Annotated in this window: 19 protein-coding genes; 9 read left to right on the top strand and 10 right to left on the bottom strand. The window is 68.4% G+C overall.

All coding sequences use genetic code 11. The annotated features are described in order from the left end of the window. The first annotated feature begins 31 nt into the window (after positions 1 to 31). Positions 32 to 856 (top strand): phosphonate ABC transporter ATP-binding protein, encoded by an 825-nt coding sequence (locus IM738_RS11455; RefSeq protein WP_236965982.1) that lies wholly within the window; start codon positions 32 to 34, stop codon positions 854 to 856. After that, positions 849 to 1,658 (top strand): phosphonate ABC transporter, permease protein PhnE, encoded by an 810-nt coding sequence (phnE, locus tag IM738_RS11450; protein WP_236965981.1) that lies wholly within the window; start codon positions 849 to 851, stop codon positions 1,656 to 1,658. Before IM738_RS11455 ends, phnE begins: the two co-directional genes overlap by 8 nt. Position 1,659: 1 nt before the next feature. Here phnE and IM738_RS11445 read toward each other — a convergent pair whose 3' ends face one another. Beyond that, complete coding sequence (locus IM738_RS11445; RefSeq protein ID WP_236965980.1) at positions 1,660 to 2,421, bottom strand: alpha/beta fold hydrolase; 762 nt, start codon at positions 2,419 to 2,421, stop codon at positions 1,660 to 1,662. Positions 2,422 to 2,441: 20 nt separating this feature from the next. Next, positions 2,442 to 3,464, bottom strand: a complete 1,023-nt coding sequence (locus IM738_RS11440; RefSeq protein WP_236965979.1) for a M14 family zinc carboxypeptidase — start codon at positions 3,462 to 3,464, stop codon at positions 2,442 to 2,444. 72 nt (positions 3,465 to 3,536) lie between these two features. Here IM738_RS11440 and IM738_RS11435 point away from each other — a divergent pair, with 72 nt between their 5' ends. Together IM738_RS11435 and IM738_RS11430 are read left to right on the top strand one after the other, a co-directional pair. Then, complete coding sequence (locus IM738_RS11435; RefSeq protein ID WP_236965978.1) at positions 3,537 to 3,728, top strand: hypothetical protein; 192 nt, start codon at positions 3,537 to 3,539, stop codon at positions 3,726 to 3,728. 215 nt (positions 3,729 to 3,943) lie between these two features. After that, entirely contained in the window at positions 3,944 to 5,206 is a 1,263-nt protein-coding gene (locus IM738_RS11430) for a glycerophosphodiester phosphodiesterase family protein (protein ID WP_236965977.1), read from the top strand. Positions 5,207 to 5,309: 103 nt separating this feature from the next. On the opposite strand, the gene IM738_RS11425 is transcribed toward IM738_RS11430, so the two are convergent. Together IM738_RS11425 and asd are read right to left on the bottom strand one after the other, a co-directional pair. Next, complete coding sequence (locus IM738_RS11425) at positions 5,310 to 6,494, bottom strand: glycosyltransferase (RefSeq protein WP_236965976.1); 1,185 nt, start codon at positions 6,492 to 6,494, stop codon at positions 5,310 to 5,312. After that, on the bottom strand, positions 6,491 to 7,408 hold the full coding sequence (gene asd, locus IM738_RS11420) for an archaetidylserine decarboxylase (RefSeq protein ID WP_236965975.1): 918 nt from the start codon (positions 7,406 to 7,408) through the stop codon (positions 6,491 to 6,493). Before asd ends, IM738_RS11425 begins: the two co-directional genes overlap by 4 nt. 59 nt (positions 7,409 to 7,467) lie before the next feature. Between asd and IM738_RS11415 the strand changes: the two genes are divergently transcribed. Further along, positions 7,468 to 9,117 carry an aminotransferase class III-fold pyridoxal phosphate-dependent enzyme gene (locus IM738_RS11415; protein ID WP_236965974.1) on the top strand — a complete coding sequence of 550 codons (1,650 nt, stop codon included), beginning with the start codon at positions 7,468 to 7,470 and terminating at the stop codon, positions 9,115 to 9,117. A gap of 32 nt (positions 9,118 to 9,149) precedes the next feature. Here IM738_RS11415 and IM738_RS11410 read toward each other — a convergent pair whose 3' ends face one another. Continuing rightward, positions 9,150 to 9,758, bottom strand: coding sequence for a hypothetical protein (locus IM738_RS11410; RefSeq protein WP_236965973.1), 609 nt, complete (start codon positions 9,756 to 9,758; stop codon positions 9,150 to 9,152). A 170-nt stretch (positions 9,759 to 9,928) separates the two neighbouring features. Here IM738_RS11410 and IM738_RS11405 point away from each other — a divergent pair, with 170 nt between their 5' ends. After that, on the top strand, positions 9,929 to 11,161 hold the full coding sequence (locus IM738_RS11405) for a glycosyltransferase family 4 protein (RefSeq protein ID WP_236965972.1): 1,233 nt from the start codon (positions 9,929 to 9,931) through the stop codon (positions 11,159 to 11,161). Positions 11,162 to 11,228: 67 nt separating this feature from the next. On the opposite strand, the gene IM738_RS11400 is transcribed toward IM738_RS11405, so the two are convergent. From IM738_RS11400 to IM738_RS11380, 5 genes are all read right to left on the bottom strand, one after another. Then, the gene (locus IM738_RS11400; RefSeq protein WP_236965971.1) at positions 11,229 to 13,115 is read right to left on the bottom strand and encodes a 5'-nucleotidase C-terminal domain-containing protein; all 1,887 of its coding nucleotides are present in this window, start codon (positions 13,113 to 13,115) and stop codon (positions 11,229 to 11,231) included. A 139-nt stretch (positions 13,116 to 13,254) separates the two neighbouring features. Further along, complete coding sequence (locus IM738_RS11395) at positions 13,255 to 14,019, bottom strand: FecR family protein (RefSeq protein WP_236965970.1); 765 nt, start codon at positions 14,017 to 14,019, stop codon at positions 13,255 to 13,257. After that, entirely contained in the window at positions 14,016 to 14,825 is an 810-nt protein-coding gene (locus IM738_RS11390) for a BPSS1780 family membrane protein (RefSeq protein WP_236965969.1), read from the bottom strand. Before IM738_RS11390 ends, IM738_RS11395 begins: the two co-directional genes overlap by 4 nt. 5 nt (positions 14,826 to 14,830) lie before the next feature. Then, the gene (locus IM738_RS11385; protein ID WP_236965968.1) at positions 14,831 to 15,841 is read right to left on the bottom strand and encodes a homoserine kinase; all 1,011 of its coding nucleotides are present in this window, start codon (positions 15,839 to 15,841) and stop codon (positions 14,831 to 14,833) included. A 13-nt stretch (positions 15,842 to 15,854) separates the two neighbouring features. Further along, positions 15,855 to 16,196 (bottom strand): hypothetical protein, encoded by a 342-nt coding sequence (locus IM738_RS11380; protein ID WP_236965967.1) that lies wholly within the window; start codon positions 16,194 to 16,196, stop codon positions 15,855 to 15,857. A gap of 70 nt (positions 16,197 to 16,266) precedes the next feature. Here IM738_RS11380 and polA point away from each other — a divergent pair, with 70 nt between their 5' ends. From polA to IM738_RS11365, 3 genes are all read left to right on the top strand, one after another. Continuing rightward, on the top strand, positions 16,267 to 19,095 hold the full coding sequence (gene polA, locus IM738_RS11375; RefSeq protein ID WP_236965966.1) for a DNA polymerase I: 2,829 nt from the start codon (positions 16,267 to 16,269) through the stop codon (positions 19,093 to 19,095). A 127-nt stretch (positions 19,096 to 19,222) separates the two neighbouring features. Continuing rightward, a complete protein-coding gene (locus IM738_RS11370) occupies positions 19,223 to 20,122 on the top strand; it encodes a dienelactone hydrolase family protein (RefSeq protein WP_236965965.1) in 900 nt (299 codons plus the stop codon). A 112-nt stretch (positions 20,123 to 20,234) separates the two neighbouring features. Then, a complete protein-coding gene (locus IM738_RS11365; RefSeq protein WP_236965964.1) occupies positions 20,235 to 21,068 on the top strand; it encodes a ZIP family metal transporter in 834 nt (277 codons plus the stop codon).

The raw sequence follows: 21,068 nt of genomic DNA, 5'->3' as shown, positions 1-21,068 counted from the left end.
CCCCAGCCGCTTCACCAACAGCTTCATCACCATGTTGAACACGTTGTCGCCCGCCGCCACGCTCGTGGGCGGCGGGGTGTTGTCCGAGGCCGAGACCGTTGAGACCAGCGCTCCGCCCGCCGACCTCTGGGTGCGCGGCCTGACCAAACGATTTGATGCCACCGTGCCGGTGCTCGATGGCGTGGCTTTCCAGGTGAAGGCCGGCCAGCGGGTGGCGCTGATCGGTGCCAACGGCGCCGGAAAGTCCACGCTGCTGCGCTGCTGCATGCACCTGATCCCGCCCGACGGCGGCGAGGTGCGGCTGTTCGGCACGCCGCTGGCGGGGCTCGACGCCACGGCCCTGCGGCGCCTGCGTGCGCAGGTGGGCTTCGTGTTCCAGAAGCACAACCTGGTGCCTCGGCTCTCGGCACTCTCCAACGTGCTGCACGGTGCCTCGCCGCGCACCCCGCTGGCGCGGGCCTGGTTTCAGGGGCTGGCGCCGGCGGCGCTGCGCAGCGAGGCCCTGGCCTGCCTGGACCGCGTGGGGCTCGCGCACATCGCGCTGCGCCGGGCCGACAAGCTCTCGGGCGGGCAGTCGCAGCGGGTGGCGGTGGCGCGCGCCCTGATGCAGCGGCCACGTCTCATCGTGGCCGACGAGCCGGCGGCCAGCCTCGACCCGGTGGCCGGCGACGAGGTGATGGCGCTGTTTTCCGGGCTGGTGAAAGATCAAGGCCTGACCATGGTCTTCACCTCGCACGACCTGGTGCATGCCGTGAAATACGCCGACCGCGTGATCGCCCTGCAGCGCGGCCGCATCGTGCTGGACGCGCTCAGCCACGAGGTGAACGCGACCGAACTGAGGTCCTTGTATGCATAGCCCCTCCCAGGTGCCCGCCTCGCGCACCATGCCCGAGCGCTTCGAGCGCACCAGCGCGACCAGCTTCATGCTCTGGCTGATCGTGCTCGGCTTCTTCGCCTGGTCGGTCAACAAGACCGGCGTCTCGCTCGGTGACCTCTGGGGCGGCATTCCGCAGATGGCGCGCCTGGCCGGCGAGATGCTGCCGCCGTCCACCGCGCGGCTCGAAGCCGTGGGCTGGGCGCTGCTGGAAACCTTCCAGATGGCCTTCGTGGGCACGGTGGTCGGGGTGTTGCTGAGCGTGCCCATCGCCGTGCTGGCCACGCCGCACCTCTCGCCCCATCCGCTGGTTCACCACGCGGCGCGCCACCTGATCGCCTTCTTCCGCACCGTGCCCGACCTGGTGTGGGCGCTGCTCTTCGTGGTGTCGGTGGGCCTGGGGCCGTTCGCCGGCACGCTGGCCATCGTCATCGACAAGATCGGCTTCTGTGGCCGCTTCTTCGCCGAGGCCATGGAAGAGGTGGACCGCGGGCCGCAAGAGGCGCTCTCGGCCATGGGCACGGGCCGGTTGTCGCTGATCGTGTGTTCGGTGTTTCCCGCCGCCATGCCCTCGTTCATCAACACCTCGCTGTTCAGCCTGGAGAAGGCCACGCGCTCGTCGGTGGTGCTCGGGCTGGTGGGGGCGGGTGGCATCGGCATCGAGCTGAAGGTGGCGATGGACCTGTTCAACTACGACGAGGCCGCCACCATCATCCTGGCGATCTTCGCGCTGGTGGTGCTGGTCGAACGGCTCAGCGCCGTGCTGCGCAAGAAGGTGCTGTGAGTCAGGCCCCGGGCAGGCCAGACAGCCACCGCCGCACCTGGTCCGCCACCCAGCGCGGATCGTCCAGCGGAAGGTCGTGGCCCGCGGCCGGGTGGGTCACCAGCGGGCAGTGCCACGCGTCGGCGATGGCCTGCGAGCAGCGGCTGTCCACCAGCTGGTCGTGTTCGCTGGACAGCAGCAGCAGGGGAACGCCGGGGGCCTGCCGCGGCGCCCGGTAGCGGGCTGCGGCGAGCAGCTGGCGCACGGCGTTGCCGGCGCTCACCGGGCGGTGGCGGCGCACGGCCGCCCAGTCTGGAATCACCTCCTGCAGCTGATCCGGCTGGTTGCTGGTGAGCTGCAGCACCGTCTGTTCGATGGCTTCGGCCGTGCCCCGGCCGAGGGTCAGGCGCAGCAGGGCCGGGTGGTTGCCGGGCCGTAGCCGTTGGGGCAGGGGGCTGAACGGCCGCATGCTGGTGTTGATCAGCACGCAGCCAGCCAGTTCGTCGGGCGCCACGCGTGCCCATTCGGCCGCCACCATGGCGCCGAGCGACATGGCGAGCAGGTACACCGGGGTCTGAATGCCACGGCGGGCGCGTTCGTCGCGGCACGCGGCCACCATGCCGGCCACCGACAGCGGGCTGGTCTGGCGGTGGTGTGCGCCATTGCCCGGCAGGTCCAGGGTGTGAAGCCGGGCGTGGGGCAGGGCCAGTTTGAATTCGGCGGTGAAGCGGCCCCAGTGCGCCGCTTCGCGCGTCAGGCCTCGGAGGAGGATCCAGGTGCTCATGGTGTGTGTCTCCCGGGCGCTCAATACCAGTCGGCCAGCGCGTCGGCATGGCGCTGCGGACGCTGCTCCGCGGTCGGCGCCCAGAGGGCGTGGCTGCCCGCGGCCCGCGAGAGAAAGTCCAGCAGCGCCTGGTGGCGGCGCAGCACGCGCTGCTGGCGGTGGTTGATCAGCGGGTTGAAGATGCCCTTGCGCGAGAACAGCTGGCGCGGGTTCTTCTTGATCCACAGCCACGAGCCCATCTCCAGCGTCAGCGGCAGAAAGGTGGTCGCCGGATGCTCCGCGCAGGCCAGCTGGTACAGGTGGTCCCACAGGTCGCCGTGCGTCAGGTACTGCGCGCTCTGCGGCTCGATGATGTAAGGGTGCTGGCTGTGGGCCTGGACGAAGATGTCTTTCAGCGCGTGCAGCTCGGCCAGGTGCTGAATGGGCGCCCGGGTGTGGGCGAACGGGAACCACAGGCGGTCGCTGACGCCAAAGCCCGAGTGGCAGTCGAGCGCCAGGCTGAACGGGCGGCCCAGCAGCTCGCTGCGCACCACCTCGCACAAGGCCTCGGCCTCCACCTCCAGCGGGTCCCCGAGCCGCCCCCGGTACCACGGCAGGCCCGCGCTCAGGCGCTGCCCGCCCATCAGGTGCGGCACCTTCTCCAGCGAATCCACCGGCGCGTTGCGCATCAGGTCCACCCCGCGTGGGTTGGCACGGGTGGCGGCCCACATGCCGCCGGGGTTGACGATGGGCATGAACACCAGGCGCATCCGTTCGAGCTGGCGTTGCAGCGTGGTGTCCCAGCGCAGGCGGGTGACGATGTTCTGCAGAAAGGCGATGACCACTTCGGCCCCGATGCGCTCCAGCCCGTGCACACCCCCGAAGTAGCCCACGGCGGGCAGGCCGGGGTCGGGGTTGCCCAGGGTGATGGCGTGGATGGGAAACGACGGCCCCCCGGGCACACCCACGCGCCGGACCTCGCGGGCCTGCAGGTGGGCGCCGCCCTGTTCGATCAGCTGCTCGAGCGCCTGCAGCTCGGGGAGGGGTCGGTGGTGGGCGTTCATGGGGTGATCGTCACGTTGTTGTCACAGGGGGCCACTAGCGTGTTGTTCACTCCCCATTTTCCAAGGTATCGCATGTTCGTCCAGAGCCCGTTGCAGCGGCGCGAAAAGCGCCAGGAGACCCACCGGTGGGTGCACCTCGGTGTGATGGCCTGCGGATGGGCCACCGGCCTGGTGGAGTTCCTGGCCCTGCAGCGCTCGCGCCTGCAGCGGCCGCACCACCGGGTCTTTGATGTGAGGCGACCATCGGGCAGACCAGGGGGCTGATCCCTCCGGGCTGCCGCCCTGTGTCGGCAGCATATCGGACACAGACCCCGGTCATGTGACGACAATGTGAACGGTGTGTGACCCGGCAACGGGGCCACGCCAATGCGACAGCGCCCGAAACTGCCACGCCATTGCCACACAGCGTTCTTAGGATGAAGCAGCCCCGCCCCGCGTGGCGCACCGGCCTTCTCATCCCATCTTTCCTGAGGTACCTCATGCGACTTCCCCTCCTTGGTTTGCTGTTGCTCGGGTTCGTCTGTGGCTCCGCCATGGCCGCCCCACAGGGCGACAAACATGGCCGCCACGCCGACCGGCCCTCCCATGTCCAGCTCGGACCACGCCCGTTCTTCCTGGTGGACGACATGGCCGACAGCCCGCTCAAGAACCAGCTGAAGCAGTGTGCACAGCGTGGCCATTTCACCCCCCGCGACTGGTCCATCGGCCACCGCGGCGCGGCCCTGCAGTTCCCCGAGCACACCGTGGAGTCCTACACCGCGGCGGCGCGCATGGGCGCGGGCATCGTCGAGTGCGACGTGACCTTCACCAAGGACAAGGAGCTGGTCTGCCGCCACGCGCAGAACGACCTGCACACCACCACCAACATCCTGGTCACGCCGCTGGCGGCCAAGTGCACCAAGCCCTTCGTGCCCGCCACACTCGACGCCACCGGCAAGGTGGTCACACCGGCCACCGCCGAGTGCCGCACCAGCGACATCACGCTGGCCGAGTTCAAGACCCTGCGCGGCAAGATGGACGCGTCCAACAACGCCGCCCGCACCCCCGCCGAGTACCTGGGCGGCACGGCCAACTTCCGCACCGACCTGTACTCGGGCCCGAGCAGCGGCACGCTGATGACCCACGCCGAGAGCATCGAGCTGTTCAAGCGGCTGGGCGTGAAGATGACGCCCGAGCTGAAGAGCGCGAGCGTGACCATGCCGTTCGACGGCTTCACGCAGGACGCCTACGCGCAGAAGATGATCGACGAGTACAAGCGCGCCGGCGTGCCGCCGCGCCACGTGTTCCCGCAGTCGTTCAACATCAACGACGTGGTGTACTGGGTGCGCAATGAAGCCGCGTTCGGCAAGCAGGCGGTCTACCTGGACGACGCCAACACCGTGGCCGACCTGCCCGGCTACAGCGAGCTGGCGGGCTACAAGTCGATGGGCATCAACATCTGGGCGCCGCCGCTGTTCGCGCTGATGGCCACCGACGCTGCGGGCAAGATCGTGCCCTCGCAGGCCGCCCGCGACGCCAAGGCGGCCGGGCTGGGCCTCATCACCTGGTCGCTGGAGCGCGCCGGCATCCTGGCCGACGGCAACAACGGCTTCTACTACCAGACGGTGGACTCGGCGCTCACCAGTGAAGGCGAGATGCTGCGTGTGCTGGACGTGCTGGCCAAGGACGTGGGCGTGATGGGCGTGTTCTCCGACTGGCCCGCCACCACCACCTTCTACGCCAACTGCGCCGGACTGCGTTGAAGGGAAGCACCCCCTGCGCCGCTTCGCGTCACCCCCCTCAAGGGGGGCGGCACTGGCCGTCCGGCGAAGCCGGCCCGGCGGTGCCCCTGGGCTGCACTGCTTCTTACGTGGCGAGTGGTGCTGGGCTCCTGAAATGCTGATCTGAGATCGAGGTGGCGGGGCGCTCGGGCGCCCCGCCTTGCAACAGGCCGGCCAGGATCTCCGGGATTTCATACAGTGCTTGGTTGTGGATCTGGCGCACGCTGGCGCGGTAGGTGTCGAGGTCGCCCAGCAGCTGCGCCACGCCCCGGTCGATCAAGCGGAAGCTGCGCAGCACCAGGCCGACCCGGTTCTCCACGATCCACTGCGCGTTGTAGCGCTCCTGCGGCATGGTCCAGGCGTTGTTCACCACGATCACCGGCAGCCGCTGCTGCACCGCCTCGCTCACACTGCCCGGCCCGGGCTTGCCGATCAGGAAGTCCGCGAGCTGCATGTAGCGCGGGATGTCCACACTGAACCCCACCACGAGGCGCGGCGCCCCCTGGGGCAGCGCGCGCAAGGCGTCGGCGAGCTTCTGGTTGTGGCCGCAGACCAGGATCAGCTGCGTGTCGATCAGCCGCTCGGCGATGCCCAGCATGGCTTTCGAGCCGTGGCCACCGAACAGCACCAGACCGGTCGGGCGCCCCGGGTCCAGGCCCAGGCGGCGCTGTTCGTCGGCCCGGTTGAGGTGGGAGGGTCGGTAGAACTCGGGGCGCAGGACCATGCCCGAGGTGGCGTGCACGTGCTGCGCGTCGTGGCCGTGCGCCCGTGCCTGCTCGACCGCCCGGGGCGTGCCGCAGACCAGGTGTTGCAAGGGGTGGCGCTCGATCCAGAAATGGGGCGGGAAGTCGGCGAGATCGGTCAGCACCGTCACATAAGGCACGCCCGGCAGGGCCGCATCGAGGCTCTCGCAGAGCGCGCGGTTGAAGTTGGGGATCAGCGAGACCACCAGGTCGGGCCTCGTGGTCAACCAGTGCCGCCGCAGGCGCCGCAGCAGGGCGGGGTGCGCCACGCGGATCAGGCTTTGCAGCAGCTTGAGCTCCTGCGCCATGCCCAGGGTCCAGCCGCGCGCGAGGCGCTGGTTGTACCAGTCCTCCGGGGCCTTGCCGGTGATGCGCTGGAAGCGGCCAGTGGGGTCGAGCACCTCGAACAGGTTGACCAGGCGCACGTCCCAGGGACGGCCCTGTTCGCGCAGCACGGCCTGCAGCGCGAGCGCCGAGGCGCGGTGGCCGCCACCGGCGTTGAAATAGATCAGCTGGACCGTTGTCATGGTGTGTCGGTGGTTGGGTGGGCGGCGGTGTGCAGCAGCGCTTCGCCCATGCGGATGCGGTGGCCGCTCTGCAGCGAGGGGTCCAGCGCCAGGCCCGGCGGTGCCAGCACCAGGATGGTGGAGCCGTGTTCGAACCAGCCGAGTTCCTCGCCCTGCCGGTAGCGGGCCGAGCAGGGCAGCTGGTGGGGGCCGCGGTAGCGCAGGTTGAGCGGCACGTCGAGCGCGCGCAGGCGCATGCTGGCCACCAGGATGGCCGCCACGGGCACCAGCACCAGCAGGCCGCCATCCGCCCGGCGCAGCCGCAACACGGCGCGTTCGTTGCGGCAGAACAGCCGCTCCACGCGCTGGAGCGCGATCGGGTTGACGTTCCAGGTGTCGCCGCTGATGTAGGTGACGTGTTCGAGCGTGGCGTCACAGGGCGCGTGAAAGCGGTGGTACATGCCGGAGGTGAGGCGCAGTGTCACGTAGCTGCCGCCCTGCAGCTGCCGCGCCAGTTCGCGCCCGGGCGCGTTGTCGCCCAGCAGGTCGAGCAACCGGTAGGGGAAGCCCTTGGCCTGGAACAGTTGGGCGTCCGTGCCGTACTGCAAGGCCTCGATGCGGCCGCAAGCGCCCACGATGCCGTCGCTCGGGCTGGTCAGCACACCGGGCCGGCCGTCGAGAGGGCGCAGGCCGGGTTTGAGTTCTCGGGTGAAGCAGTCGTGCAGGCTGTCGAAATGCGTCTTTTTGGCCTCGCTCAGGTCCAGGTCGGAGAAGGTTTTCCAGACCGCCATGGATGCGTCACGCACCCAGGGGTGGCGGATGCGGCTCCACCAGCCCATGAAGCGCGTGAGCGCGATGCGCGGCACGCGGTTGGTCAGCAGGAAATTCAGGTCTTCGTTCAGCACCAGGCGCTGAGCGGCTGCTCTCAGGTTCATACGGGTGTCATGGGGGTGAAATAGAAACGCGGAATTGCAGTCACGGAGCAGTCATCGCCATGCCCTTCATCGAATACGCCCTCCCGGCCGCTGCGCTCGCGCTGGGTCTGCCCGCGCTCAAGCGCCGCCTCGACCTCTCGCGCGCCAAGCACCGCTCGCTCGCCGGCCATTCGCGTTTGGCCAAGCGGCTGGCGCGGCTGCTGCCGGGCTACGCCTACGACGAGGAACGGTTTTTCAGTTGCGACGGGGTGTCCGATGAGGTCGCGCAGCTGCGGCGCGCGGCGTTCGAGACGCTGTGCGCCGGCTTCGCCCAGCGCTACGCCAAGACCCTTGCGCTCACCGCACAGGCGCGCGAGGGCCTGGCCGATCTGCAGTTCACCGGCAAATACCGCGTGCCTTTCCAGTTCAGCCCCATCGTGAGCGAGCGCTTGAAGGTGGGCGCCTTCGTGCAGTCGGCCGAGGGCGTGAGCCTGACCGACCTCGACGGCAACCGCTTCATCGACCTGACGGGCTCCTACGGCGTGAATGTGTTCGGCGTGGACTTCTACAAGGCCACCATGGCCGAGGGCGCGGCGATGGCGCAGGATCTCGGGCCGGTGCTCGGCGCCTACCACCCCTGCGTGGCCGACAACATCGCGCGGCTGCGTGCGATCTCGGGGCTGGACGAGGTCTCGTTCCACATGTCGGGCACCGAGGCGGTGATGCAGGCCGTGCGCCTGGCGCGTTACCACACGCGGCGCCAACACCTGGTGCGCTTCTGTGGCGCCTACCACGGCTGGTGGGAAGACGTGCAACCCGGCCCGGGCAACCCGCTGCCCCCGCGCGAGACCCACACCCTGGCCGACCTGAGCGAACGCAGCCTGCAGGTCTTGCGCACGCGCAAAGACATTGCCTGCGTGCTGGTGAACCCGCTGCAGGCCCTGCACCCCAACCGCAACGCCCCGGCCGACTCGGCGCTGGTCGACAGCAGCCGTCAGGCCGGTTACGACAAGGCTGCGTACACGGCCTGGCTGCAGCGCCTGCGCGAGGTCTGCACCGAGCGCGGCATCGTGCTGATCTTCGACGAGGTGTTCCTCGGCTTCCGGCTCGCCCCGGGCGGCGCCCAGGAATATTTCGGCGTGAAGGCCGACATGGTCACCTACGGCAAAACGCTGGCCGGCGGTTACCCGGTGGGCGTGGTCTGCGGGCGCCACGAGCTGATGCAGCGCTACCGCCCCGAGCGCCCGGCCGATGTGTGTTTCGCGCGCGGCACCTTCAACGCCCACCCTTATGTGATGGGCGGCATGAACGCGTTCCTGCGCCGCCTGGACTCGCCCGAGGTGCAGGCCATCTACGACGGGCAGGAAGCGCGCTGGGACGCGCGCGCGCTGCGCTTCAATCAAACCATGGCCGCCGAGGGCCTGCCCATGCGCGCGACCCACCTGCACAGCATCTGGACCATCGGCTACACCGAGCCCTCGCGCTACAACTGGCTGTTGCAGTACTACCTGCGCTGGCACGGTCTGGCGCTGAGTTGGGTGGGCACGGGGCGCCTGATCTTCAGCCTGAATTTCAGCGACGAAGACTTCGAGCAGGTGCTGCAACGCTTCGTGCTCGCTGGCCGCGACATGCAGTCGCAGGGCTGGTGGAGCCAAGGCGGCGGGCAGAGCAACAAGGACATCCGGCGCGGCATCCTGCGCGAGGTGCTCGGCGCTCTGCTGGGGCGCTGAGTTCAAGGCGGGCGGTCGCGAGCGGTGCCGGTTCAGCCGCGCTGGCCGTGGTAGGCCGGGTCGATCCACTCGCCGCGCAGCAGGTGCAGCGGGGCCTTGTGGTACAGCTTGATGTCGTGGAAAGGGTCCGTCAGGATCTTGGTCATCCACACCAGGCCGGTCTGCACGTCCTTGATGAAAAACAGGTGCACTGTGCGGAACAGCAAGCCGCCCACCCCCAGCGCCAGCCACGCCATGCCGACCTGGCGCAGGTAGCCCATGGTGGTCTCGTGCGGCTCCACCAGGCCCATCAGATCGGGTTGCACCAGCAAGGCCAGGGGGGCCGCCACCCACAGGGCCATCAGCACCACCTTGCGCTGCAGGTTGTAGCCCACTTTGATCTCTTCTTTGTGTTCGTGGCTGGCCTGGTTGACGTGGTCGTAGCCCTTGGGCTCAAAGAAGAAATGGCCCGACTGGCGCGTCGTCATGGAGACCAGCCAGGCGATCAGCGCGGCGATGGCGGGGTCAACGAACAGCCAGCCATAGGCCACCAGAAAGCTGAGCGCGCTGACGAAGTGCAGGGCCTGGTTGACGCGGCTGTGGTGGTAGTAGCGGTGATCGTCCCAACGCTGGATCTCGAGTTGCTTGAAGAATTCGCTCACTGGGGTCTCCGGTGGTTTGAAGGGCCGGGTCAAAGGACCAGGGCCACCCATGATGTGAATCACCGATGAAAGGCCTGTGACACCACCTCGCTGTCATGGTGATCGCATCCATACGACACGCGGTGCGGGCCTGTCATCAAACTGTTGTGTCGCGTGGCGATCATGGGTGCATGGAAGCCGTCGCCTCACAGAACATCCTGATGCAGGAATTTCCCGCGTCCCGGCCCTCGCTGCGTCTCGCCGTGGTCACGGAAACCTGGCCGCCCGAGGTCAACGGCGTGGCGCTCACGCTGGCGCGGCTGGTGCAGGGGCAGTGCGAACGCAACCACCAGGTGCAGCTGGTGCGCCCTCGCCAGACCGTGAGCGAACGCGGGGCGGAGCACGCCGGTTTCGAAGAGGTGCTGATGCGCGGCATGCCGATCCCCCGCTACCCGCAGTTGAAGCTGGGCCTGCCGGGCAAGAAGGCGCTGATCGCGGCATGGGCCTTGCAGCGGCCGGACCTGGTGCACATCGCCACCGAAGGGCCGCTGGGCTGGTCGGCGTTGCAGGCCGCGCGCCACCTGCGCCTGCCCGTGACCTCCGACTTCCGCACCAATTTCCACAGCTACAGCGCGCACTACGGCCTGGGCTGGCTGAAGAAGCCCATCGTGGCCTACCTGCGCAAGTTCCACAACCTCACGCAATGCACCATGGTGCCCACGCGCGCGCTGTGCGCCGAGCTGATCAGCGGCGGCTTTGAGAACACGCGGGTGGTCGCCCGGGGGGTGGACACGCAGATGTTTCGCCCGGACCTGCGCAGCGCCGCGCTGCGCGCCAGCTGGGGCGCCGATGACGCCAGCCTGGTGGCGCTGGTGGTGGGGCGCCTGGCGCCCGAAAAGAACCTCGATGTCGCCATCCGGGCCTTCGATGCCATGCGCGCGAAGCACCCCTCGGTGAAGCTGGTGTTCGTGGGCGATGGCCCCGCGCGCGAGGCGCTGCGCCAGCGGTGTCCGCAGGCCACGTTCGCGGGGCAGCGCGGCCAGGACGAGCTGGCGCTGTTCTACGCCTCGGCCGACCTGTGCCTGTTTCCGAGCCTGACCGAGACCTTTGGCAACGTGACGCTGGAGGCGCTCTCCAGCGGCCTGCCGGTGCTCGCCTTCGACACCGCTGCGGCCTCCGAGTGGCTGGTGCACCACCACTCGGGCTGGCTGGCGCCTGTGGGCGACGCGCAGGCCTACGTGGCCTGCGCCCGCGAGCTGGCCGAGCACCCCGAGCGCATCGCCATGGCCCGCGCCCAGGCGCGTGGGCAGGTGGTGCAGCTGGACTGGCAACAGATCGCCGCCCAGGTGGAGGCCGTGTTCATGGAGGTCATGGCGCGGCACGCCGCGCACGCGCCACGGGTGAGGGCGCTGCCCGCTTTCTGAACCCCACCCCAGCGGCATTTGAACCAGCCACCCGCTTTCTGGAGGGTGGCTTTTTTTGCTTGCCGCTTCAGGGCAGGGCCACACCCGCCGCCGTGGTCACCGACTGGTGCGAGTAGTTCGCCGCCGCCGGGCGACCGATGCTGGCGTTGGCCTTCACGTAGTCCACAAAGGTCTGTGTGTAGAGCAGGAAGTTGTTGACGTAGTTGCCGGTGGCGTACACGGTGCCGAAGGTGGTGTAGCCGTCCTTGCCACTGGCAATGAAGTCGTTGGTGGCCACGGTGTAGGTGCGCGCCGGGTCGATCGCAGACCAGACCCCGGTCGCGCGGTTGCGCACCTCCAGCTGGCTGAAGCGTGAGCCCCTGGGCTGGCTCATGTCCAGGCGCCAGCGCAGCGCGGCCGCATACGGGTGCGAGCCCGACGACTGGCCGGCGTCCAGGTGGTTGGCCACGGCGTCCTCCAGCACGTCCCTAACCTGCTGCCCCGTCATGGGCAGTTCGACCAGCACGTTGGTGAACGGCAGCAGGGTGAAAGCGGTGTTCATGCTCAACGGCCCCGCCGGCACGGCGATGCGCACGCCGCCCGCGTTCTGGATCGCGATGTCGGCGGCCAGGCTTCCGGCGAGGAAGGCCTCGGCCACCACCTGCGCCGCGTCGCTGCCCCGGGCCAGGGTGTTGGCCGCTTCGCAGCCCGCCACGCCGCCCGAGCGGTTGGTGCTCTCACCCGGGACGCGCACCAGGCACAGCGCTTCGGTGGCGCTTCCAATGACCTCGGCCTTCCTGGCGGCCACCTGGTCGGCAAAGCCCGACAGCACCGCCGTGGCTGCCACATCGGGCTCGGTCACCTTCAGCGGCGAGGTCCTGAGCTGGGTCAGCAGTTGGGTGCGCGTGGTTTGATCCACGGCCACCCAGTTGCCGGCGCTGTCCTGGCGCTGGAACGTCGAGCCGATCAGCAGCGAGGCCTGCCCGGAACAGCTTTTCACCTCACCCTTGGGGTTGAAGTTCAGGTGGAGTTCGCCGATGGCCTTGCTGTATTCCCAGGCCTGGCCGATGCAGACCAGCTGACCGTCCTTGTTGCGCATCTGCGTGGGGTAGCTGCCCGAGCTGGTCAGGCCGTGCGCGCTGAAGTCGCCCAGCAGGCTGTGGGAATCGCCGCCGATGATGGCGTCCACATCGGTCAGCTTGCCGGCCATCACCTTGTCGGCCTCATACCCCTGGTGGGTCAGCAGCACGAAATGGCGCAGCCCCTGCTTTTTCAGGGCATCGATGGTTCGCTGGGCGGCTATCGTTTCGTCTTCAAACACCGTGGTCGCCAGGGGGCGCGACGAGTTGGTCGTCTTGCCTTTGATGTCGATGCCGATGATGGCCACCTTCACACCCTTGATCGACTTGAGCGTGTACGGCTGGATGTACTCGTTGGGCTTCGTCATGGCCAGCGGCGTGCCCAGCTGCGGCTTCACGTTGGCCGCCAGCACCGGGGTCTTGCAGCTGCCGTTGCGCAGGTGGTCCAGGAAGACCTTGAGCCCGGTGTCGCCGTCATCGAATTCGTGGTTGCCCAGTGCGAAGGCGTCGAAGCAGACGGTGTTCATCAGCGCCGCGTCGGCCTCGCCCTTGAAGAGCGTGTAGTACAACGAGCCGGTGATCGCATCGCCCGCGTGCAGCTTGATCACGTTGTCTTTGGCCTTGTAGGCACCGAACGCGCTGGTCACGCGCGGAAAACCACCCAGTTCCACCCGCGTCGGCACGCCCCCGATCAACAGCTCTGTGTTGGGGAAGGGGTCCAGCTGGGAATGGTGGTCGTTCACGTGGGCCAGGGTCAGCTGCACGGCGGGAAACGTCGGGTCTTGGTGCTTGGGCAGCAGCACGTCGGTCACTTCGCCACCGCCACAGGCGGCCAACAAGGTGACGATGCCCGAGCAGAGCAGCAGGCGTGGTTTGTTCATCGAAAGCAGGTTCATGGCCATCCCCTCCTGTTGAAGTGAATGGCCCCATGCTGGCAGCCGGTGGTGACAGTCATGTGACCCAGGGGGTCAATGACCGCGTGTCGCTGGTCCGGAGGGCGTCAGCCTGCCGGGGCCCCGCCCCGGGCGCGCCGCTTCAGCGAGCGTCGGACTTCGGCACGGCAGCCGGGTGAAGCACGCCGGGCGCGCTGTCCATGTGGCCGCGGCCGTCTTTCACGCCCCTCCGGCCCGCGATCTGCCAGGCGGTGCGCTGGTTGATGAGGCCGGCCAGGAACTCCAGCTCTTCGTCGGTGTGGTTGATCGCGCCGGCGGGGGTGATGACGCGACCGCCCTGGTCGGGTTGCACCTCGCCCCAGTACGACTGGTGGTAGTTTGAGGTGGACACCAGCTGTTCTCCCCGCGTTTCCAGTTCCACCGTGCCGTAGCAGTTGCAGAAGTAGGTGCGCAGGTCGGGCATGACCTCGGTGTACACCCCGGTGCCCCGGATGCCGGCGGTGAGGGTGGGCGTGGAGATGAGCCGGTTGCCGCCGCGACCAAACACGCTCACCACCGCGCCGGTCAGCAGGCGCAGCAGGCTCACGGTGTTCAGGGTGCGCCCCCGCGACACCGACAGGCGCGAGTTCTGGCGCACATGAAACGCCGAGTTGCCGATCACGAAAATCAGCCGCGAGCCGGGGCCCGTGAGGATCTCGTCGCCGCTCTGCACCGTCTGGTTCGACGACATGCGCTGACCGTTGAGCAGGACGTCGCCGACGAAGTCGACCACGTTGCTGCGCTGCTGTGCCAGTGCCGCCGGCATGCCGCCCATGGCCACCCAGGCCGCCGCCGCCGACAGCGTCTCACGGCGCTGAAACCAGAGCACTTCGTTGTCCGATCGACCCTGCAGGTGGTGGGTGGTCATGAGGGGGCTCCTTCGTCCGTGGGTGGTGGGGTGCCGTCCGGGTCGGTGGCGGTGTGGAAGCTGTCGCGGAAGGTGAAGTAGATCGAGGTGAAGAACATCGACGCCATGAACAACACCGCCGGGTACAGGATGATGGTGAGCACCTGCGCGCCGCCCAGCAGCGCGCCCACGACGGAGATCACCAGGCCGAGCAGCATGAACACGCCCATCCAGCCGAGCATGAACACCAGCAGCGCGCCCTTGTTGGCCCAGCAGGCCATGGCGCTGAAAAACAGGCTCTTGACCGGTGGCACGCCATGCCAGTGCAGCAGGGCGGGGGCGTGCCAGAACAGCATCTGCAGCGGCACCATCACCACCATCGCCACCCACAGCGACGGGCTGGCCAGTGTCGCCTGCACCATGGCCTCGGCGGTCATCTCCGCGGCGTCGGCCGCCACCGGGGCGCTGGTGTCCAGCAGGGCCGCCAGACCCAGCACCACCAGCAGGGCCAGGCCATAGAGCCCGCCGAGCACGAGCATGCCGCGGGTCTTCTCAGGGCCGGCACGGAAGGCGGTGACCAGCGTCGAAGGCATCGGAAAGCGGCCGTCGGCGGCTTCCCTGCTGGCGGCCATCAGGCCCAGGTTGGCCGCCGGGGTGAGCAGGGCCGAGAGCGCGGTGCCGATGAATGGCAGCAGCGCCAGCAGCGAGATCGCGACCATGAACAGGAAAAACAGCCCCGACATGGCCAGGGGCTGGCGCAGGAAGGTGCGCATGCCGAGCCTGACCCATTGCAGGCCGGTGGCGGCGGGAACGGAATGCAGTTTCATGGGGATCAGGCGGGCACGCCGCCGTCTTCCACCAGCGCCACGGACAGCGTGCGCGCCTGGCGCACGCGCTCGCGCAGCACATGCTCGAAGTGCGTCGGGTCGTGGGGCTTCAGCATCGAGGCCTCGCGCGGCAGGTGCCAGTCCCACAGGCGCGACAGCCAGAAGCGCAGGGCGCCGGCGCGCAGCATCGCCGGCAGCAGGCTGCGCTCGGCCGCGCTCAGAGGGCGCACCGCCTGGTACGCCCCCAGCATGGCCTGCGCGCGGGCCTCGTCGTGCCGTCCGTCGTCGCTCTCGAGGCCGTGGTGGATGCACCAGTCGTTGAGGGTGACCGCCAGATCGAACAGGAAGCTGTCGTTGCCGGCGAAGTAGAAGTCGAAGAAGCCGCAGAGGGCCTCGCCCTCGAACATCACGTTGTCGCGGAACAGGTCGGCGTGCACCGGGCCGCTGGGCAGCGCCTTGTACGCGGGGCTCGCGGCCACGTGGTTCTGGTAGGCCAGCTCGCTGGCGATCAGCGTGGCCTGGCTCTCGTTCAGGTGCGGCAACACCACGGGCACGGTCTGGTTCCACCATCCGAGGCCACGCAGGTTGGGCTGGTGCAGCTCGAAATCGCGGCCGGCCAGGTGCATGCGCGCAAGCATGTCACCCACGGCCCGGCAGTGCTCGATGCCGGGGGCCAGCTCGCTGCGGCCAGGCAGCTTGGCGACCACGGCGGCGGGTTTGCCCTGCACGGTGTGCACCAGCTCGCCCCGCGCGTTGGCCGCTGGCTCCGGCACCGGAATGCCTTTGCCCGCGAGGTGCTTCATCAGCCGCAGGTAGTAGGGCAACTGCTCGAAGCTCAGGCGCTCGAACACCGTCAGCACGTGCTCCGTTGCGACGCCATCCAACTCGGTGGTGGCGAAATAGTTGGTGTTTTCAATGCCGCCCTGGATGCCGCGCAGCGCGGTGAGTTCACCCAGGTTGAGGGCGCGCATCAACGCGGCGGCTTCGTCCGTCGGGACTTCGGTGTAAACGGCCATGAGGGAGGAGAAATCAGAAACTCAGAACGCGCCAGCGGCTGCGTCCGCTGCTGCCACCCTGGCCTTCGGTGGCGGTGTCTGCCGCGGGCAGCGGTGCCACCTCGTAGGCCGGTGCGCCGTTCTTGGGCTGCACGGCGATGCTGCGTGTCTGGCCGCCGACCCGCACCTCATCGATGCGCGAGAGCGCGTCCTCGTGGGTGATGCGCTCGATCGCCTTCTCCTGCCCGGCGGGCAGCGGGGCCGATTCGGCGGGAGCGGGGGCAGCGGGCGCGGTCTGCGCCAGCGCGGGCAGGGCGGCGCCCAGAGCGAGGGTCAGCAGCAGCGGGCGAAGCAGGGAGGGGGTCTGTGGGCGCATCCGCCCATTGTAGGCACGGGCCGCCGGTGGCGGGCGGCGCCCGGCGTGTGGATTCCCCCACAATCACGCCATGTCCGATCAAAAAACGCCCACCCCGAGCCTGTTGCTGGTTGACGGCTCCAGCTACCTCTACCGCGCCTTCTTCGCCGGCGGCGACGCCATGAGCACCACCTTGCCCGACGGCACGGTGCAAAAGACCGGCGCCATCCGCATCATGATCAACATGATGCAGAAGCTGCTGAAGGACCACCCTTTTGCCTACGGCGCCTGCGTGTTCGACGCCAAAGGCGGCACCTTTCGCGATGAGATCTACCCCGAATACAAGGCCCAGCGCAGCCCCATGCCCGACGACCTGCGCAGCCAGATCGCGCCGATCCACGAGGTGGTCCGCTGCATGGGCTGGCCCGTGCTCGACGTGCCGGGCGTGGAGGCCGACGACGTGATCGGCACCCTGGCCGTGACGGCGGCCCGGCAGGGCATCAATGTCATCATCTCCAGCGGCGACAAGGATCTGGCCCAGCTGGTCAATGAGCACATCACCATCATCGACACCATGAGCGGCAAGGTGCGCGACCTGGCCGGGGTGGAGGCCGAGTTCGGCGTGCCCGCCCGCCTGATGCTGGACTACCAGATGCTCGTGGGCGACCAGGTGGACAACGTGCCTGGCGTGCAGGGCGTGGGCCCCAAGACCGCCGTGAAGCTGCTGCAGGAATACGGCTCGGTGGACGCGCTGATCGCGCAGGCCGACCAGATCAAGGGCGCCGTGGGTGAGAAGCTGCGCAAGGCACTGGACTGGCTGCCCACCGGCCGCCAGCTGCTGACCATCAAAACCGACTGCGACCTCAATGGCTGGGTGCCCGACATGCCCTCGCTGGAGGCCATCCGCATCGGCCAGCCCCAGACCGAACCGCTCAGGGCCTTCTACGAAACCTACGGCTTCAAGGGCCTGGCCAAGGCGCTGGGCGGCGGCGAGGCCCCGTCTGCACCCCCTCGCCCCGCGGGGGAGAAGGCCGGGGGGAAGGGCACGCCCACCCACGACCTGTTTTCGGAGCCCGCCGACCCTGCAGGTGAAGTGCGCGCCGAGCCGCGCACCAGCGGTCTCGCCTACGACACCATCCTCACCTGGGAAGCTTTCAACACCTGGCTGGCCAAGGTAGAAGCCGCCGAGCTCGTGGCCGTGGACACCGAAACCACCTCGCTCGACGAAATGGTGGCGCAGATTGTGGGCATCAGCTTCAGCGTGACACCCGGCGAAGCCGCCTACATCCCGCTGATGCACGCCGGCCCCGACGCGCCCGAGCAGCTGCCGCTGGACGAGGTGCTCGTCAAGCTCAAGCCCTGGCTGGAGAACCCGGCGAAGCACAAGCTCGGCCAGCACATCAAGTACGACCGCCACGTGTTCGCCAACCACGGCATCGAGGTGCAGGGTTATGTGCACGACACCATGCTGCAGAGCTACGTGCTCGAAGTGCACAAACCCCATGGTTTGAGCAGCCTGGCCGAACGCCACCTGGGCCGCAGCGGCATCAGCTACGAAGACCTTTGCGGCAAGGGCGCGCACCAGATCCCGTTCGCGCAGGTGGACGTGGCCAAGGCGGCCGAATATTCGTGTGAAGACAGCGACCAGACGCTCGACGTGCACCGCGCCCTGTGGCCCCAGCTCGAAGCCGACGCCAAGCTGCGGTTCATCTACGAGCTCGAAATCGCCAGCAGCGAAACCCTCTACCGCATCGAACGCAACGGCGTCCTGATCGACGCGCCCACGCTCGCCAGGCAGAGCCACGAGCTGGGCCAGCGCATCCACGCGCTGGAGCAGGAGGCCTACGAGATCGCCGGCCAGCCCTTCAACCTGAGCAGTCCGAAGCAGCTCGGCGAAATCTTCTTCGACAAGCTCGGCCTGCCCGTCATCAAGAAGACCGCCACCGGCGCGCGCAGCACCGACGAAGAGGTGCTGGAAAAACTCGCTGAGGACTACCCGCTGCCCGCCAAGATCCTGGAGCACCGCAGCCTCGCCAAGCTCAAGGGCACCTACACCGACAAGCTCGCCCAGCTGGCGAACCCGCGCACCGGGCGTGTGCACACCCACTACGCGCAGGCCGTGGCGGTGACCGGGCGTCTGTCCAGCAACGACCCCAACCTGCAGAACATCCCGATCCGCACGGCCGAAGGCCGCAAGGTGCGCGAGGCCTTCGTGGCGCCCGCCGGCAGCGTGATCGCCAGCGCCGACTACTCGCAGATCGAGCTGCGCATCATGGCCCACATCAGCGGCGACGCCGCGCTGCTCAAGGCCTTCCACGAAGGCATCGACGTGCACCGTGCCACCGCCGCCGAGGTGTTCGGCATCACGCCCGCCGAGGTCAGCAGCGAACAGCGCCGCTACGCCAAGACCATCAACTTCGGCCTCATCTACGGCATGGGCACCTTTGGCCTGGCCAAGTCGCTGGGCATCGAGAACGCGGCGGCCAAGACCTACATCGACCGCTACTTCGCGCGTTTCTCGGGCGTCAAGCAGTACATGGACGACACCCGCGCCCTGGCCAAACAGAACGGGTACGTCGAAACCGTGTTCGGCCGCAAGCTGGTGCTGCCGGACATCCAGAACGCCAAGGGCGCGAAGCAGGCGGCGCTGGAACGCCAGGCCATCAATGCGCCCATGCAGGGCACGGCGGCCGACCTCATCAAGCTGGCCATGGTCGCGGTGCAGAAGGCGCTGGACGCCCAGGGCAGGGGCACCCGGATGATCATGCAGGTGCACGACGAACTGGTGTTCGAGGTGCCTGAAGGCGAGGTGGACTGGCTCAAGACCGAGATCCCGCGCCTGATGGCCAGCGTGGCCGAACTCAAGGTGCCGCTGCTGGCCGAGGTGGGGGTGGGGGCGAACTGGGATCAGGCGCACTGAGCGCTGGTGCCACTGCCGATCGCCAGACAAAATCTTCCTGTGTTGGCGAACCAATTGGCCTGAACCGTGATCCAGACCATGCCGTCCCCGACGGCTTCGTCGTCCCATCCCAACCCAGGAGAACCCCTTGTTCAATACCGATCTGATCACCGACAGCCAGGCGTTGCTCGACGCCCGTGATGCGAACAGCCAGCCCTCCCGCCGCACGGCCCTCAAGGCCGCCCTGGGCGTGGGCTACGCCGCCGCGGCCCTGCCCGTGATGGCGCAGACGGCCATCAAGACACCGACCGACGGACTGACCGCGGGCGAGGTGAGCATCGACGTGAACGGTTTCAAGATGCCGGCCTACCGCGCGGCGCCCGCCGGCAAGACCGGGCTGCCCGTGGTGCTGGTGCTGTCGGAGATTTTTGGTGTGCACGAGTACATCGCCGACACGGCGCGCCGCTTCGCCAAGGCGGGTTACCTGGCGATCGCGCCCGAGCTGTTCGTGCGCCAGGGCGACGCTCAGAGCTTCGGCGAGGTGGCCAAGCTGATGTCTGAAGTGATCGCCAAGGTGCCCGACGCGCAGGTGATGGCCGACCTGGACGCCACGGTGAAATGGGCGGCGGCCAACGGCGGCGACACCAGCAAGCTGGGGGTGACGGGCTTCTGCTGGGGCGGCCGCCAGGTCTGGCTCTACGCCGCGCACAACCCCAGCGTGAAGGCCGGCGTGGCCTGGTACGGCCGCCTCGTGGGCCAGGCCAGCGAGCTGAACCCCAAACACCCCGTGGACGTGGCCGCGAGCCTGAACGGGCCGGTGCTGGGCCTGTACGGCGCAGCCGACACCGGCATCCCCCTTGACACGATTGATAAGATGAAAGGCGTTTTGGCTGGCGGCAACGCGGCGGCCAAGGCATCGAGCTTTGTGGTGTACCCGGACGCCCCGCACGCGTTTCACGCCGACTACCGGCCGAGCTTCCGCAAGGAGCCGGCCGAAGACGGCTGGAAGCGGGCCACGGCCTGGTTCAAACAGCACGGCGTGGCCTGACAGCCGCTCCCGACGTCACCCCAAGGCCGCGCAAGCGGCCTTTTTTTCTGCCCTTTGAGCGGGCGCAGGGCACCTGGCAAGGGTGCCCCCTGACGAGTACCTTGGAACAAGAATGATCCTGTTGGCGATCCTGATCGGAACCGTGGCAGCCGGCGTGGGCAGCGTCTGGCTGGCCGCGCTGCTGAGTTTTGCCATGCTGGCGCGTTTCACCCAGCACATGCTGAGCCTCGCGGCCGGTGCCTTGCTGGCCACGGCTTTCATGCACCTGCTGCCCGAGGCGTTCGAGAGCCAGGCCAGCGCGCAGGAGCTGTTTGCCATGTTGCTGGCGGGGCTGGTGTTCTTTTTCCTGCTCGACAAGGCCGAGCTGTGGCACCACGGCCATGAACACCACCACGCCGAGTCGCACGGCAGCGCCCACCCGCACGACCATGGTCATGACCACGGCCATGCCGCGCACGCAGGTCACGCACACGGCGCGGACCATCACGGTCACCGCTCGGGCGGCTGGGCGGTGCTCGCAGGCGACAGCGTGCACGCCTTTGGCGACGGCATCCTGATCGCGTCGGCCTTCGTCGCCGACATGCGCCTGGGTGTGGTCACCGCGCTGGCGGTGCTGGCGCACGAGGTGCCGCACCACATGGGCGATCTCGTGGTGCTGCGCCAGACCTCGGGCACGCACCGGGCCGCGCTGGTCAAGGTCTCGCTCGCGGGCACGGTGACGGCGCTGGGCGGGACGGTGGGTTACCTGCTGGTCGCCCAGCTGGAGGACTTTCTGCCGTACTTCCTGGTGGCGGCGTCCAGCAGCTTTGTCTACGTGGCGCTGGCCGACCTGATCCCGCAGCTGCAGAAGCGGCTGGGCCTGCGCGAGACGGCCGCACAGATCGGCTGGCTGCTGGTGGGCATTGGCCTGGTGACCCTGGTGAGCAGCATGGCCCACGGGCATTGA

Origin of the sequence: Hydrogenophaga sp. SL48, assembly GCF_021729865.1 — a bacterium.
GTDB lineage: Bacteria > Pseudomonadota > Gammaproteobacteria > Burkholderiales > Burkholderiaceae_C > Hydrogenophaga.
This window is presented reverse-complemented; position numbering and strand designations above follow the sequence as displayed.